Origin of the sequence: Methyloversatilis universalis EHg5 (genome assembly GCF_000378945.1) — a bacterium.
GTDB lineage: Bacteria > Pseudomonadota > Gammaproteobacteria > Burkholderiales > Rhodocyclaceae > Methyloversatilis > Methyloversatilis universalis_A.
Window position 1 is genome coordinate 2,281,533 of record NZ_KB900539.1, and the last position, 18,009, is coordinate 2,299,541.

Consider the following 18,009-nt stretch of genomic DNA (forward strand, 5'->3'; position numbering starts at 1 on the left):
GTGCCTCAGAATACCTGCGCCACCAGCTGGAAGTGCACGTAGTAGCCGCGCGGTTCCTGAATGCGGTCGCGCAGCGGCAGCCCCAGCGTCAGGCGCGCCTGCACCCGGTCGTTGATGTTGGCGTTCACGCCCCAGCCATAGCTGGCCAGCGTGTCGGTGCCACGGGTCGAACCCACCGGCCGGAAGGGCTGGGTGGCACCGTAATCGATGAAGGCGAAGCCGCTGGTGCGCACCGGCACGACAGGCGGCTGCGGCAGCGGGTGATGCAGTTCAACCGAGGCGGTCAGCCCCTTGTCGCCGCTGAACAGGCCGGTCTGGTAGCCACGCACGCTGCCTTCGCCACCGATCAGGAACTGTTCGCTGGACGTGAGATTCCGGTCGCCCGAGTACTGGAAGGTGACTGCGTTCTGCACTGACCAGCCGTCGCCGAAGTCCTGCACCCGGCGCACCTGGCCGCGCCAGATCGCGAACGAGCTGCTCACGATGTCGGAAATCGCCTGCGCCTTGCCATTCGAGTAGACCAGCGAGGCGTTCCAGATGCGGTCCTTTTCCCACCACTGCCCATCCACGCCCACCGACAGGTCATCGATGTCGGTGGACTGGAACAGTCGGCCGGAAATCCAGCTTTCGGTCTTGCGGGTCTTGGCGCCGCCGGTCAGATCCAGCTGGTAGTTCGACCCCAGCAGCAGCGGATGCCGCAGCAGCGCGGTCCAGGCAGTGGATTCGCCGCGGATGTTCAGCGGTGCGAACGGGCCTTTCACGATTTCCGTGCGGTCGTTGAACCACGACAGCGTGAGCCGGGTGCCCAGCGTGCCGAGCGGGAAGCTGTACGACAGCGCCCTGCCCTCATGACCATCGGCACCCACCAGCGTCACGCCCAGCGCATCGCGGAAGCCGAGCAGACTGCGGTTCTGGTAAAAGGCGCCCAGACGATAGACGCCGGTCGCCGGACTGCCGCTGCTGTCGGAAAACAGCCGCATTTCATGTTTCGGCGGTTCTTTCACCGACAGCGCATAGTCGGTTTCGCCGAAGCGTGCGCCCGGTTTCAGTTCGGCCCTCAGCTGCACGTCCTGACTGCGGTTGAAGCGCAGCATGCGGCGCTCAAGCTCACCGACGTCGGCCAGTTCGCCCGGCGACTGGCCCAGCCGTGCGCGGATGAAGTCGGCCGAGGTGCTGTCATTGCCTTCGAGCAGGATCTGGCCGACCCGCCCTTCCACCAGCTTGATGGTCACCGCGCCGTCGGTCACGTCCTGCGCCGGCAGCACCGCCTGCGCGGTCGGTACGCCGCGCTCGCGGTACAGCGCATTGATGCGGTCCACCACCGCCTGCACTTCGGCCAGCGACACCTCGCGCCCTTCCAGCGTTGCGGCCAGTTCGCGCAAGGTCTGTTCGGTCAGCAGTTCCGATCGGGTGAAATCGATGCGATTCAGCTGGAAGCGCACACCGGCCGCGGCCGGCCGTGCGGGTGCCGGCTTCAGCGCCTCGTCGTCGATGGCCGGAGCGTCGTCCGGCCGGCGCTCGCGCTCTTCGCGCAGCCGCCGTTCGATGTCGCGCGAACGCTCCTGTATCACGCCCGGATCGACCGCTGCCGGTAGCTGCGGCACGACCTGCGCCAGAACCGGCTGTGTCGCCATCAGCACACCGCACGCCGATGCGGCCAGCAGCCCCCTGCGTCCTGCCCTGTTGCGCCCCGTCACTGCACGTTCTCCTCTTCCGCCCGACGCCGGGCTTCGGCTTCTTCTTCGCTTTCGTCGTCGCCCGAATTCACCGCCGGAATGTCGACCGGCACATTGATCGAGATGGCGGCGATCTGCGGCACCTGACCGGCTGCCGACTGCTTGTCCGGCGTATTGACGCGGGTGACGATGAGCTCTCGCGACTGCTCGCGGCCACTGTAATCGAGCACGGTGTTCATGACCACCTCGTGCAGCGGATCGCGCATCACCACGAAGGGGTCGGTCACCAGCTTCCACTGGTCGAGCAGCATGTTGGCGAAAGTCCTGTCCGGATGATGCAGCTGCACATCCGCCGGCAGCACCACGGTGCTGGTGTTGTCCATATAGACATGGGTGACCGGGTTGTAGAAGTTCGCCCGGTTCTCGACCCGGCCCTGATCGATGCGCAGATAGCCGTTTTCCATCGTCACTTCGGCATCGAGCACGTTGAAGCGGTCGAAGCGCACGCCCACCGGGCTGTCTATGGTCAGATCCACCCAGCGTGCCGGCGCGCCCTGACGGCCCACTGCACGCATGGCCAGCGGTGCGTCGTTGCGGGTATGCACGATGCGCGCGGTCACCGCCTCCGAGTTGAAGAACAGCGAACGGCCCACGCTGAGCGTGCCCAGATTCAGGTCGTTCTTCGCCGACAGCGACAGGATGTCGCCGGTGATGCGCGACACGCTTACGCTGCCCTGGGCCGACTCCAGCGTCACGCCGTTGCCGGCAGTCACCGCGTCCATCAGGATGTCGCCCTCGGCCAGCACCGTGGTGCTGCCGGCCACCGCGGTGGCATCGACCACGGTCACCTTGCCGGCGGACAGCAGATCGATGTTGCCGCGCTCGGCACGCACGGTGCCGCGCTCGATGTCGCCGCCGGCGCGCAGCCAGGCGTCCTGCTGCACCTCGATGCGGCCGACCTCGATGCCGTCACGCTCGTCCAGATGCACGCCGCCTGCGGTGCTGATCGCATCGATCTTCGCAATGTCGGTTTCCAGCGCATCCGGCACCGCGCGCGGCGAGCCGTTGTTCCAGGTCGCGTTGCCGACGCCACCCGCGGCGTCCAGCGTGACGCCGGCGCCCGGCGTGGCGGCCACCAGATCGTAGCTGCCGATGTCACCGCCATCGAGAATGCGGCCGGTGGTGGTAATGCGCAGCGCATTGGCGGTCGCGTTCTGCGTCGCTTCGATGCGGCCGACCACCACATCGCCACGAGCGTCGATCGCGATGGTGCCGCTGTCGCTGCGCAGCAGTGCGCCGTCGGCCATGATGTAACGACCGGCTTCCACCGTGATGTCGCCCGGCGCGGTGAAATCGGCGGCCGCCTGGCTCAGCGTGCCGTCCGCCTTCAGCGCCAGCGTGCCGGACGAGCGGATGGCGCCATCCACAGTGAGGTTTCCGTGCTCCGCCGCGACCGAAACGTCACCGCCGGCATCGATGTGACCGATGTGCAGATCGGTACGCAGGCCGGGAGCCGGCACCGTTGCGGCCGCGCCCAGATGCACGTCGCCGCCGGCATCGGCGCTCACCACACCGGCCGCGCTGAGCCGCAGCGGGCTGCCGTCGGCACCGATGTCACCGTCGGCCGTCAGGTTCACCGCACCGTTCTGGCTCTGCAGCGCCACCAGCCGGCTGCCGCCGCGCACGTCGGCGATGCTGCCGTCGCTGTCCAGCGTGATGTCGCCGCGAGCGAAGACTTCCTGCAGATTCAGGCCGCCGGTCGCGTTGTGGCTGCCCGCCATGCCGTTCAGCCAGATGCCGTTGCCGGAACGTACGGTGAGCGCATTGGCGATATCCACCGTCAGCGGGCGCCCGTCGCGGCCGACCGATCCGGTCGATGCTTCGAGGATGAGGCTGTCGCCGCTGATCGCCGCCCGACTGGTGTCGCGCAGCGCGTACTCGTAAATGCCGCCGCCACCCTTGATGCGTATCGCCTGGCCGGCACCGACGCGGTCGATGTTGATGTCCTGTTCCGAACCGAGGTAGGCATGGGTACCGGCATTGATCTGCACGCTCTGCGCCGCCTGGCCGGCAGTGCCGACGATGTCGATGTCGTCGCGCTGCAGCACCACGATCATGTTGCGGACAGCGTCGAAGCTGATGTCGTCCGGCTCGGCCGCCGCCAGCGCCAGACGCTGGGTGGGGGTCAGCGTGGTCGCGTCGGCCGGGATTTCGACCGAGCCTGACAGCTTGCCCAGACCGCCTGCGGTGTCTATGCGGATGTGGCGGCCGGAAATGTTGGCCTCTTCGATCCGCGTCTCGGTGTCCGACGTGCTCTTGAACAGCACGCTGGACGGCAGCGCGGTGGTGAGCTGCTTGGCGGTCCAGTCGTAACCGATCGACAGGTTCGCGGTTTCGGTGGTGCTCAGCTGATAGCTGTAGTTGGGGTCGAACGTGGTGTTGCCGAAACGCCCCTGCAGACGCTGGAACTCGGCGGTGCGCTGTGCCTCGTAGCTCGCGACGCTCACGCTCTGCGGCAGCGCCTGCCGCTCACCGGCGGTGGCGACGTAACGACCGCCCTGGATGTTGCCGCTGTTGCGCATCAGCCAGTAGGTCGAATAATCCCGCTCCTGCTGGGCCTTGTAGGCAGCCAGCGTGTCGGCACGGCTGAGGCCGGCGCCGCGAGTGGTGCTGCCATCGTCGATCAGGTTGAGGCTGTCCCACAGCGACAGCAGTTCCGATTCGGCACGCGTGTCGCGGGTTTCGTTGGCATTGGCATCGATCAGCGTGCCACCGGCGAACAGCGTCACGTCGCCACCGGACGAGGCGACGCGCTGGATGCGCACCTCGCCGCTGCCGGTGTGGCGGATGGCGATGTCGCCGCTGGCTTCGGCATTCAGCACGCCGCCGTCGACCGCGTCGGTCTGCAGGTTGAGCGGTACTGCGGCGCTGCCGATATTGCCGGTGCGCGCCTGCAGGCTGATGCTGTCGCCACTGATCACCGCGCTGCCCTGGGTGCTCGCCGCCTGCAGCACGCTGCGCTCGGCATCGAGGCTGACCTTGCCGGCACCGGTGCTGACGCTGTCGATAACCAGATCGCCGGCCAGCGTCTTCAGCGCCACATCGCCGCCGGTCGTGATGGCCCGCACCGAACCGCCGTCCTGCAAGCTCACCAGCACCGGCGCATTCGCACCGCCGATACCGGTTTCCGCACTGAAGCGCAGCGTCTTGCCACTCACCACGCCGAAATCGCTGCCGGCGTTGATGCTGCCCTGCTGGCTGGTCAGCGTGGTGATCTGATCCAGGTTGCTGATGCCGCCCACCAGCGTGATGCCGGCCTTGCTGGTCACGTTGACACCGGCATCGGCCGAGTTCGCATCCCAGCCGAGGAAGTTCACGTTGATCGCGTAGTCGGCCTTCAGCGAATGCACGTTGAAGTCCTTTTTGCCCTGCACCCAGGTGTCTTCCACCCAGTAGCGGCGTTCCCAGCACACGCCGGGGCTGCTGGCGATGCACTCCGACCAGGTCTTGCGACTGGCGCGGGTGGGCGAACTGGTCGAGTAGCGCGTCAGGTCGAACTCGTAACGATTGGTCTGGCCCGCCTGGTCGACATATTCACCCGACAGCAGCGGATCGCCCTGACGCACCGAGGTGAAGGGGCCGTAATCGTAGGACCCGCTGCCGGACGGGATGAAGCCGATGGCCGAATCCTGGTAGGCCTGGTAGACGTCGATCTTTTCGAAGGTATCACCGGTGGTGAACACGTAACGCTGGCCGGGCAGCGTGGCATAGGTCGTCGCCCGCCCGCTACCGCCGCTGCGGCTGCCGATGGTCACTTCTCGGCCGTTGCTGCCGACCACCTTCTGTTCGAACAGGATGTTGTTGCCGTTGCGGGTGATTTCGGTGGTCACCGGCCGCATCGAATTGAAGCCTGCCGCCTGATGGTTGCTGACGATGGTGCCGGTGGTCGCGTTGTAGCGGTAGGCGGTGTCGGTGATGCGGATCTTGCCCTCGATGTTGTTGCCGGTATCGATGCCGTTGATCTGCAGGCCGTAGGCGGTGTTGTTGGTCACGTTGACCCGGCCGTAGCCATCGACCACCTTCAGGTTGCCGCCACCGGTGCTGATCACTTCGCCGAACAGCTGCATGTAGCCGCCCTGCACCTTCACGCCATCCAGTTCGATCAGGCCGGTTTCCGCGTTGTAGCTGGAGGCGATCTTGCCGGCCCGGTTATCGGTTTCGGTCAGCGTATAGAGGGCGCTGGCCGGCTTGCGACCGGCCGCCACCTTCGCCGCGTAGTCGGCGGCAAAGCCCCGGATGGTGCTGTCCAGATTGCTGCCCAGCGTCAGGCTCCAGTCGGCGATGCCGGCCTGCACGGTGCCGTTGATATTGAGGTAGCGCGCGCTGATGAACACGTTGTTGCCGGCGATCACGCCCGGGCCCGCCGCCAGATGTTCGGTATTGACCGAGCGCTCGTAACTGCTGGTGGTCACCGGTACCAGCTCGGCCAGCCGTTCGCTCTCGGCCGCCACACTGCCCCAGGCGCCACCGAAGTTGCCGAACTGGTCCTTCGCGATCGCCGCGCCGCCCACATTGAAGAAGCCATTCACATAGCTCTGGACGAAGTTCTTGCCGGCGGCGATGTCCAGCGAATTGGCGATGATGGTGGGCGCAGCCTGGTTGCCCAGACCCTGCACGATGATGCTGCCCTTGGCATTGCTCACCTTCACCGTGCCGGTCACGTTGGTCACGTTGCCGGTCATCTGGATGTCCGGTGCGGCGAAGGACACGGTGGCACGCGGATCCGCCGGCGGGTTGTAGTCGTTGCGCACCTCGATTACCGGGGTCGGGCCGGAGGCCGCGGTCTGCACCGTGCCGAAGGCGGCCGAACCGCCGCCCGCATTGCTGTTGCGGGCGTTGATCGCGGAATTGATGGCACCGCTGCTGCTGCCCCCGATCGTTGCGCCATTCATCGTGAGCTTGCCGCCGGTATCGGCGATGGTGAGCTTGGCGGTGCGCAGGTAGAAGGGGCTGTTGTTGTCGATGTAGATCTCGGTGTCCTTGCGCGCCTTCAGCGTCGCCGCGGACCCGCCGACCAGATAGTCGCCGGTGACGTTGATGTCACCGCCGCGCGCCAGCACGTTCTGCACGTTGATGTACTTGACCGGCGCCGCGTTGAGCGGCACCAGCTGGCTCACCCGCACGCCCTGCGCGTTGGTCACGGTTTCCAGCGTCGCGAGGCCGTCGTCCAGCAGCTGCTGGGTGACACGGTTGATCTCGTTGTCGTAGGCCGCCTCGGACGCGGCGTCACCGGCGTACTGGCCGCGCAGCGTGGTCAGGCGGGCGATTTCGTTGAACAGGTTGGCCACCCGGTCTTCCGACGAAATCGTGTAGCGCACGCCCTCGGTCTTTTCGCCGATCGAAATGTTCCGCTCGTCGTAGATGTTGTTCGGGTTGGCACCGGTGTAGTTGATCACCAGCCGCTGCTTGTTCTGGATGCCGGCATCGACCAGACCATTCACCCGCACGCCTGCGCTGCCGGTGACCGTGCTGGTACCCCCGTGAAGGTCGAGCGACACGTCGCCCTGACCGACCAGATTCGAGAAGAAGCTGGCCACCGCGGCGGCGGCCTCGCGCCACAGATCCTTGCCTACGCCCTGGCCGTCGGCAATGTTGTTGCCGCGGATGCCACCCAGGTTCACGTTCTCGACTGCGCGCACCTTCGCGTCGGTGGCGACTTCCACATAGTTGATCGCACCGACCGCGGCGTCCGCCTTCAGCTGCGATTCGATGATCGGTGCCAGCGTCTTGTTGTACAGGTCAGTGCGGGCGCGCGCGTTGATGTCATTGGACACGCCGTCGGCATCACGGCCGGCCTGCAGGTTGATTTCACCGTCGGCGCGGATGTCGGCGCGGGCGCCGATGACCGTGCGGTTGCTGTAGTTCAGCACGGTGGTCGAGGTACCCATGGCCGCGCCGGCCAGACCGTAGGTACGCGCGTTGGCGCTGGTCTGCAGGTCGGCGTCGGTGCGCGAGCCGAAATGCACGTCGCCCACCGAATCCAGCTGCGCGTCTTCGCCCAGCGTCACTTCGGCCAGGTTGTTGGCGATGATGGACGACTCCGCCTGCGCGATCGCGATTGCGCCGCCGGTGTCCAGCTTGGTGCGGTCGTACAGATCGAGCTGGTTTACCGCCACCACCCGGGTACGCCCCGGGTTGTCGATGTCGCCGGTGACATTCACCTCGGCGCCAGCGCCGATGCCGGCGCGGGTGTTGTTCGTGATCAGGCTGTACGAGCCGGCCGCCGCACCCGAAATGAGGCCGCCGGTACCGGCGTATGCATTGAACACATTGCCGGCCAGCAGCGGCTTGTACGACACGTTTTTCGCCAGCACGTCGAGATCGCGGGTACTCAGCTTCGCGCTGGCGGCGATCTGTGCATCCACGTTCGACACCACCACGTTCGACGAGGTGGCGCCGCTGGCGCCGGCCAGCGCTGCCTGCACCGTGTCGACCGCGCCGTTCCACTGGGCGCGGTGTTCGGCCTTCACCTGGATGGCGTCGGCATCGAGCGCCCCCGAGGCATTGCCGCCTCCCAGCGTGGCTGCGGTGGTCGCGATGGTGCGGGTGTCTGCGGTCGCACCTGCACCGGCCAGAATGCCGCCGGAACCGGATTCGGCATCCGACAGATTGTCGGCGCTGCCGGTGGCGAACACCTCCAGCCGGCTGCCGGCCGAGCCGGTCACCCCGTTGGCCACGCTGGCCTGCGTGGTCGAGGTGGAGTTGGCATCGGCGTCGTTCGAACCGGCGGCGAGGAAACCCAGCACCACGCCGGACACTTCCGCGCGCTGACGGGTGTCATTGACCGCCGCCACCTTGGTGGTGCCACCGACGTCGAGTTCGGTGCCCGACGCAATGGCCGAGCGCACGGTAGAGGTGCTGACCGCCGTGCTCTCGGTCGCGGTCACGCCCAGCAGCAGGCCGCCGCCCGAAGCCTGGGCGTCGGAATGAGCGGTCACCTGGCCCGGAGCCAGGTACTGCGACGCTGACACCGTGAGGCCTGACGCTTCGACCCGCTGCCCATGCACCGCGGCATCGACGGTCGAGGTCGAAGTGGCTTCGGCCACCGATACGCCGGCATAGGCGATGATGGAGCCGCCGAAACCTTCCGCCTTGGCATTCACGCGGGGCGAGGCCGAGGCATTGACCGCGGCCGCGCCGCCGCCGATGAGGCGCGTGTCCTCGCCGACGCGCGCGCGTACCGTACCGGTGTCGCTGGCGATGGCGCCGCTGCCGGCGCCGGCAAGCACGCCACCGGCACCGGCACGCGCGAAGGCGTCGACCCCGCCGCTGCGCGTGGCCTGCAGCGTGAAGGCGCCGGACCCCCAGTTCATCGAGGTGACCGCGTTCAGTCGGGCATCCAGATCGGCGATGTCGGCGGTGACCTGACCTGTCTTGGTGGCGGTCGACACCACGATGCCGGCCGCTACCGCGCCCACCGCATAGCCTTCTGCGTGACTGCTGACCGACGAACTGTCGCTGGCGCTGACCGTGATCGCACCGCCGGTCGACGTGGCATTGAGGGTGACGCCGCGTCCGACCGTGGCGCTCACCCGGTTGTCCAGTCCGGCGGTAGCCACCGCCGCACCCAGACCCACCAGACCGCCGGCCGCCTGATAACTCTTGGCGCGCGCCGCATCACGTCCATCGATCAGATTGCCGGTGCTGGCCGTGATCTCGACCGCACCACTGGAACTGACCGTGGTCAGGCCGCTCACGTCGGCATCGACCCGGTGACTCACGTCCAGCACCGACACCGAGGCGCCAACACCGGCCACGCCACCTATCGCCAGACCGCCGGCCAGCACGTCGATGGCATCGCGCTCACGTGCGCTCACCTTGACGTTGCCACCGGCGGAAATCGTGTCCGCCACGCCGTCGGTGTCGCGGATGCCGGCAGTGGTCGATCCGGTCGGGCCGCCATTGATGCGGCTGCTGGTGGCCACCTTGCCCGAGGCGTTGACGCGGCTGATGTCGCTGTCCGAAAAATTGCCGCTGGTGCTGACGTTGCCGCTCGACGAACCGGTGCGCAGCGCGTTGCCGTTGGAAAAGCTGTCGGTCTTCGACAGCGTGCCGCTGCCGTCCTTGTTCACTTCGCCGGCCGCATCGCTGCCCAGACTGCCGCCGACCAGGGTCACCGCCACCGCACCGCCGATGCCCACCGTGCCGCCACCGGCCGCTGCCGCGGCGGTGTTGTTCAGCGTGCGCGACGCATCGGCATCCACCGTGACCGCGCCAGTTACGTAAACATTGCTGTCCTCGATCGTCGCCGAGGTGGTGTTGTCGATCTTGGTGATCGACGCGCCGGCACCCGCGCCGGCGATGCCGCCCACCGCGGCCACGCCGGCCAGGCTCTCGGTCACCACCGAATCGGTGGCGCGCACGGTCAGGCTGCCGGAGCGGTCGCCCGAACTGCCGACCCGGGCACCCTTCACATAGGCATTGGTGCTGCTGTCCATCATGCCCACCGCGACCGCGCCGGCCACGCCGGCCGTACCGCCACCGGCGCCGCCCACGGCCCAGGTGCGCATTTCCGCGGTGTTGGCCGCGGTCACGTTCACCGCGCCGTCGGCGTCCACGCTGCCGCCGTCGATGTGGGCTTCGGTCTGGCTGGTGTCCAGGCCGACCGCGAAAGTACCGGCACCGGCGACACCGCCGAGTGCCAGCGCACCGCCGGCGACGAAGAACTTCGAATCGTGGCTGGCCGACACGTCGAGCGCACCGACCCGCCACACCGCGTCGTCGGAGGTCGCTTCGGTGCGGCTGACGAACTTGGCTACCGAGCCACTGCCCACCACACCGACCACGCCGCCGGACGCCCCCACCACGATGGAGGTCACCCCCTGGGTCGAGCGCGCCTTGACGGTGGCCCCGCCCTTGGCGTCGATCTCGGTAGCGCTGCCGCTGACCGAAGCGGTGGTGTTGCGCTGGAACACGTTGATGTCGGCCGACGCGCCGACGCCCGCCGCACCGACCGCGATCGAGCCGATGAAGGTATTGCCGTAAGCGTGATCCGCCGCCTTGATCCGTACCGCCTGGGCGCTCGACGCGGCACTGTTGTCGCCGCCGTTGAGCACCGCATTGCTCACCGTGGCCGAGGTATCGCCGCCGATGATGTTCACGCTCACCGTGGCCGCCACACCGGCGAAGGTGCCGCCGGCCACGTTGGCCACGCCGGTGGTGGTCTGGTGGGTGGACATCGCATTGACCGCGATGCCACGCACGTTCTCCTTCGCCCGGTTGGCGGTGAGGTCCGGCGCGGTGAAGGGGTCGCTCGACGAATAGCCACCGCCACCGGCATTCATCTTGTCCACCGACGCCTTCAGATTCACGCCGGCGATTTCGCCGGTATTCACGCTGACGCCGTTGCCCTGCTGCGCACGCGCAGCGACCGCGCTGTCGCGGATGGCCGCTTCGGTGGCGCCGCCGATCTCGTTCACGGTCACCGCCGCGCCGACGCCGGCCGCACTGATGCCGATGCCCACCGCGCCTGCCATCAGCGTGATCTTGTCGTCCGACTCCGCCAGTACCGCGACGTTGTCGCGTGCCTCGATGTCGGCGCCGCCCTCGATCACCGCCCGGGTGTCGGAATTGATCAGGTTGATCGCCACCGAACCGCCGACGCCGACATCAACGCCGCCACCGACGCCGACCGCGAGGGTACGGATGGCGGCCAGCGAATCGGCGCTGAGCACGAGATTGGAAACATCGAAGCCTGAATTCTTCAGACCGGACACCGTGGCATGGGTGGAATTGGCGATCTTGTTCACCGCCAGCGCTGCGCCCACGCCGGCCGAACCGCTGATGCCCACCGCCCCCGCCAGCGCATCGATGCGCGCGGTGTCGGTCGCATTCACGGTCACCGCGGCCGTGCCGCCGCCGATGTCGGAGTCGGTGATTTCGGCCACCGTACGGTTGTCGGTGCGATTGCTCGATGCCGAACCGGCAAAGGCGCCGGTGGCCGCACCCGCACCGGCGACCGAGCCGGACTGGATGAGCGAACTGTTACTGCCGCCCAGCGTAAGCGAACTCGCGCCGGTGATGTCGCTGTCGTGCACCCGCGCCTTCGCGGTATTGCGCACCCAGTTGTCGCCCACCGCACCGCCCACCGCGGTATTGCCGGAGAAGGCCGCCGCACCGGCCAGCGACTTGATGGTGGAGGTGTCTGCGGCGGTCAGTGAAATGACCGAGTCGTTACCGGTGTTCTCCAGCGTGCTGCCGACGATTTCGGCGGTCGTGACATTGCCGCCCTCGCCGCCCGAATTGCTGTCACCGGCGTACTTGCCGATGTGGTTCACGGTGACCGAGCCGGACAGCGCGACGGTCTGCGCGCCGCCCGCAGCCAGCGCCAGCGTCTCGATGGTGGAGGCTTCGGTGGCAGTCAGTGTCAGCGTGTCGGCGCTGCGCACGGTCGAGTTCTCGACCGAAGAGAGGGTATGGTTGCCGATCTTGTTGTAGCCGAAGGCAGCACCCACCGCGTTCTGGCCGATGCCGATCGCCACCGCACCGGCCAGCGACTGCAGCGTCGAACGGTCGGCGGCCGAAATGGTGACCGCATTGCCGTTGGCTGCGCCGGTCGCGCTGTCTTCGATCAATGCGTCATCCACCGTCGCTTCGGTGGTGTTGCCGATGAAATTGACCGCGATCGACGCACTGACCGCCGGCGAACCGCCCAGCGCCAGCCCGCCGGCCACCGCCAGACTGCGGATGCGCGCGTCGGACGACGCGGTCAGGTTCAGCGTGGCCGCTGCGTCGACATGGGCGCGGTCGATCTGCGCCTGCACCGTGTTGAATATTTCGGCATAGGTGACCGAGGCGCCGATGGCCACGCTGTTCATGCTGGCGGCGAAACCGCCGGCCAGCGTATCGATGCGCGAGCGGTCGGAGGCCTGCACCGTCACCGCCGACGCCTTTACGTCGTCGAAAGCACCGTTCTGCTGCGGCGCGCTGATGCCGGCCACCAGATCGTTGTCGATGAAATTGACCGCCACCGAGCCGACACCGGACACCTTGCTCGACACGCCCACGCCGACCGCGATCGAGGTGATGAGCACGTCGGATTCGGCCTTCACGTTCAGCCGGCCGGTGCTCGAGGTCACATCGACCTTGGAATCTTCCACCTTGGCGGTGAGGTCGTTGTCGATTGAGCTCCAGTTGAACGAGCCACCGACGCTGTTGCTGTTGCTGCCGATATTTACCTGCAGCACGCCGGCCACCGAGGTGATGCAGTTGCCGGTGGGCGTGGCGCCCGCGCCGCTGCGGCCGCAGTAGTCCAGCCCCTTGGCGGTATTCTCGCGCCGGGTGCCCGGCTCGATGATGTCTTCCAGCCCCGCTTCGGCACCGCGGTCCTGCGCCAGCACATCGACCGACGTGGTCGCGGTGACCGAGGACAGGCCGCTGATGCGGGCGGTGGTGTCGTTCTCGATTTCGGTAATCACCACCGCGCCGCCCACCGCATTCGCGTTGTTCGACGCCGAAGCCTGGCCGTGCGCCGCACCGGCGCCGATTTCGGTCGCATTGAAGCCGCGCACCTTCACCGTATCGACACCGCTCACCGCCGAGCCGCTGGCGATTTCCGCGGTCACGATGTTGGCGACATCGGAATAGGTAACCGCGCCACCAGCGCCGGTCTTGCCGCCGATGGCCAGCGTGCCGCCGCCGGTGCCGATGAACATGCGGTTATAGGCGGTCACGTCCAGATCGCGGCCGCTGCCGGTGGCACCGGTCAGGTCGGTCGAATTCAGCGCCGCCCGCACCGTGTTGTCGATGATGGACAGCGACAGCGAACCGGTGGCCGACACCGAGTTCTGCTGGCTCTGCGAACTGGCGTTGATCGCCACGCCGATGGCGATCGACAGCTGTTCGCCGCCGGCCAGCGCCTGCACGGTCACGTCGCCGGTATCGACCAGTTCCGCATTGTCGATCAGGCCTTCGACCGTGTTGTCGATCAGGTTCACCGACACGCTGCCGGTCACCGCCGCCGACTTGTTCTGGCTCGGGTTGTTGGCACGGGTGAAGGCGGCCGCACCGGAGGCGGTCACGATGTCCAGGTCGGACACGCCGCGCACCGTGAGCTGGGCCGGGCTGCCGTCGCCCTGTTCCACCTTCACGCCGGCGAGCTTCGCGCGGGTGACCAGGGTCACGTCATTGACCGCCGCGCTGCCGGCGCCGGCCAGACCGAAGCTGGGCTTGGACTGGCTGCCCTGGCTGCTGGTATTGCCCTGGCTGGACGCGCTGGTCGGCTTCAGATCGACGATGCGCGCGAGCTTGCCCTGCACTTCGTCGTACTTGTTCTTGATGCTGCCGAAGAAGCCGCCGGAACTGCTGGAACTGTCGCTGGTGGCCACTGCGCCGGTCACCGCGATCGCCTCCATGCGACCGCTGGCACGCGCCTCGACCGTCACGTCGCCAGCCTGGATGACCGCATTGGTCAGCGCAACCTGGCTGCTACGGCTGCCGCCGTCGTCCAGCGCCACGCTGTCGTTGTCGCCCACCAGCGCTTCGGTCGTGCCGCTGACGCCGTTGTAGGCGATGCCCACGCCGACACCGGCCGATTCGCCCTTGTTGAAGCCGCCGGCGATGGACCACAGCACCGGTTCGTCAAGCGCGGTGATCGACAGCGTGCCGGCGCGCAGCGTCGCTTCGTCATCGACCAGTGCGCGGGTGCGGTTGGTCACTTCTACGATGGACACCGAGCCGCTGATGCCGAAGCTGGCGCCATAGCCGGCCAGCGTGGCCAGCGAAATGACCAGATCCTTGCCCTCGGCGGCAATCGCGATTTCGTCGGTGGCGCGGGTGGCGGTCACCGTGTAGCTGCGCTGACCGGCCGTGGTGCCGCTGCTGCTTTCGGTCACGCCCTGGATGGCCGCGCCTTCGCGCACGAACACCAGGCTGTCGCCATTCAGGATTTCCTGGGTGTAGGCCATGCCCAGACCCTTGCTGCCGCTGCCGCCGCCGGCACTGCCCGGCAGGAAGTGACCGCCGTGGAACAGCAGGGTCACGTCGCGCCGCGCGCTCAGATCGGCCGGCGCCGAGAAAGCCCATTCCTGCAGCACCTGTTCGTTCTCGCCGCTGGTCGAGGTGTCGTCGGCCACCGTTTCGTACTGCGCGGTCCATGCGCCGGTCTGGCTGCCGGTCAGATTCAGCTTCGCCGACTCCTGCACCTCGGTCTTCGCTGCGTGGTCGAACTGCAGCAGGCTGAACGAGCCGGCGGCGGCGATCGAGTTGTTCGAATTGTCCGAAGTCGACTTCGCCGACGACGCGCCATTGAACACGTCCAGAATGCCGGTCAGGTCGTTGAACCAGTCCTTCACCGTGGACAGGCCGTCCCAGCGGGTGAAGCTGCCACCGGTGATCAGGGTTTCACGCACCGGAATGATGACGTCGGACGCCACCGCGATGCGCGGTGCGGTCACGGTGGCACCGCGGCCTATGGTGGCCAGCGCGTCGTGCGAGAACTTGCCGATGGCGATGCCGGCCGAGAAGGTGTTGCGCGCGGTATTGCCGGTGGCGCTCTGCTTGGACTGCGACACCGCCGACGCGTCGGCCATCACCTGGATGTCGCTGCCCAGCGTGCGCGCCGCCACGACCGCGCTGTCCGACGCATGCACCCGGGCGTTCGGCCCGATGCTTGCGCTGGCGGTGGCATCGCTGTCTACCCAGGCGATGGCGCCGCCGATGCGCAGCGCGGTGGATTGCGGCTTGGTCGCCTTGCTGTCGACCTCGGCGCCACCCAGCACCTTCTCCCACAGCTTTTCCTCGATGAAGCCGGAGGTGTCGGTGAGCGGCTTGGCCTTTTCCTTCGCCGCTTCCAGGATGGCCTGGTTCAGCGTGGTGCCCACCTTGGCTTCGGCGGTGGTGGCATTGGTCGTGTTGTCATTGACCGCGATCACCTTGACCGAGGTCGCGTCCGACACATTGGCGTTCAGCGCGGCGGTGGCCGAGCTGCTCAGTTCGCTCACCGCGATCGCGGCGGCGGCCTTGCCGCTGTTGCCCAGCGAGGCGGTCACCGAATTGGTGAATGCGTTCCGGTTGGTGGCCGCCACCGTCACATCACCGGACACCTGCAGCGTGGCGCCGGCTTCAACCGTGGCCTTCGATTTCACGTCGGCAAAGGTGAGACCGATCGCGAAGCTCATCTGCGAACTGGCGTCCTCACCCGGGTCCGCCGCCTCGATCGAGGCCTCCAGCGTGGCGTCGTTGTTCGCGCGTACGGTGAGGTTGCTCGCCCGCACCGTGGCGCCGGACTTCACCTCGACCTTGGCGTCGGCGCTGTTGCGCGCGTACAGCGCGCCCAGACCGAGCGGCGTATTGACCAGGGTGCCCGGCCCGCTGATGCCGGTGTCCGGCGCGGCGCCCGCCGAGGTCAGGTTGTCCGCCTTCAGCGTCACGTCCTGCGTGGCTTCGACCAGCGAACCGGACTTCAGCGTGATGGTCGCGGTGCCGACCGCCTGCGAATGCACGATGTTGATGCCGAGCAGCGAAGCGCCCAGGCCCAGCAGGCCGGTCGCGCCTTCGGTCGCGAAATTGGTGGCGTTCTGCTGGAAGCTGGCGTCATCGAACAGCCAGCGGTTCTGCACGTCGGTCGATGCGGTCATCGTGACGTTGCGGCCCTTCACGGTCGCGTTGTCCAGCTCGATCGAAGCGCTCGCCTCGCGGTAGCCGAGAATGCTGACCGCAGATGCCTTGTGCGTGGTGAAGGTGATGTCGCCGCCCTGAATCGGGTCGCCGTTGGGCAAGTTGCCGCTGGCGTGCGCCAGCACCTTGGAACCGGACTTCAGCAGGATGTTGGGCGCGGTGAAGGTGATGTTGCCGGAATGACCGATCGACTGCCCGCCGACGTGATCACTGGCCACCAGTCGGCTGGACACCACGATGTTGTCGTTCACCGTAATGCTGTTCGTGGCCAGCAGTTCCAGATTGGCCCCGGCGGCGCTCGCGCCGTCCGGCAGCGTGCCGTAGCCGCCGGCACCGCGTACCAGGTTGGCGCTGAGCAGGATGTTGGCCGGGTCGATCAGCACATGGCCGGCAGCACCGCCGCCACGTCCGTCGGCGTAGAACTGGCCGCCGGCCAGTTCCACCGTGTCCTTCGCCGAAAACTCGATGAAGCCGCCGTCACCGCTGCGACCGGCGCTGGCGTCCATCACCGCACCGCTGCGGATGACCGCGTTGCGCTGGGCCAGCGCGTCGATGCGGCCGCCGGACGAGGCCTCGCCGTCACCGGACGCGGTCACCAGCGCATTCACGTCGGCGACCAGATCACGACCGGCGCGCAGCCTGATGTCGCCGCCATCCACACCGGCCGCGCCGCGCGCATCCAGCGTGCCGGCGATCTCGATGTCTTCGTCAGCGGATATGTATATGCGACCGGCGCGCTCGACCACCCGGGTGCCATTGGCCAGCCCCTGGGCATTGACCACGTCGGTGAAGTCCGGCGCCCGGCCCTCGAAGCGGGCGCCAGTCAGGATGGCGCCGCGCACGCTGACCGTGCCGGCCGCCAGTTCAACGCCGTCGATCGCATTCACCCGGCCATCGATGCGGATGGCGGCCGACGACAGCGGTGCCGTGCCGTTCAGCAGTTCGCCCAGTGCGCCGGCATCAACCACGCCCGGCGCGCTGAAGAAGCGGTCGACAAAGCCCCGGGTGGGCGTGCTGATCGACAGTGCGCCCACATTGACCACGCCGCTGGCGCCGACCACGAAACCGTTCGGGTTGGCGAAATAGACATTGCCGCCGATGCGGCCGTCGCGGATCGCGTTCAGCGTGCCGTCGATGTCGGTGCGGCTGTCACGGACGATGTTGACCAGATTCAGCGCGCCGGTCGGCACGTGCAGATTGGCGGTCTGGCCGGCATTGACGCTGAAGTTTCGGAAGGAGTTGAAGCCGGTGTTGCCCGACACCGTACCGGTCCGGATATCGGTGACCGATCCGGCGGTGGTGACCGTGGTCGCGGTACGGCCATCGGCCTGTATCGCCTGCGACCAGGCCGAGGGCGACATCAGCAGCGGCAGCCCGGCCAGGCCGGCGGCCAGGCAGCGTGGCGCGCGCAGCGCTTCGGTCAGTCGATGCAAGCGGTGACGATGGAGCGAGGCGGGGCGCGGGCGACGGGGCTTCATGGTGTGTTCCCTGGGCATCGGGACGCATGGCGCGTCCTTCGATTTGTAAGAATTTGTCTTACAGTAATCTAGGTGTATTTCCTGAACAAGAACAGCATCCGCTGCAACCGATGCGGTCATCGCTCACGGGCAGGCGCAGGACGGGGTCGGGGCGGTCCGCCCCGGGGCGGGACGAGCGC

At 67.5% G+C, this 18,009-nt stretch carries 2 protein-coding genes; both read right to left on the bottom strand.

All coding sequences use genetic code 11. From position 1 onward, the window contains the following. Positions 1 to 5 precede the first annotated feature (5 nt). Positions 6 to 1,634 (bottom strand): ShlB/FhaC/HecB family hemolysin secretion/activation protein, encoded by a 1,629-nt coding sequence (locus METUNV2_RS0110640; protein ID WP_036271194.1) that lies wholly within the window; start codon positions 1,632 to 1,634, stop codon positions 6 to 8. A gap of 59 nt (positions 1,635 to 1,693) precedes the next feature. Then, positions 1,694 to 17,830 (bottom strand): leukotoxin LktA family filamentous adhesin, encoded by a 16,137-nt coding sequence (locus tag METUNV2_RS0110645; protein WP_018229459.1) that lies wholly within the window; start codon positions 17,828 to 17,830, stop codon positions 1,694 to 1,696. Positions 17,831 to 18,009 lie beyond the last annotated feature (179 nt).

What these genes read in the sequence shown, in the direction of transcription:
- METUNV2_RS0110645 (WP_018229459.1), bottom strand. Translation starts at nt 17,830, where the DNA reads ATGAAGCCCCGTCGCCCGCGCCCCGCCTCGCTCCATCGTCACCGCTTG.
- METUNV2_RS0110640 (WP_036271194.1), bottom strand. Translation starts at nt 1,634, where the DNA reads ATGGCGACACAGCCGGTTCTGGCGCAGGTCGTGCCGCAGCTACCGGCA.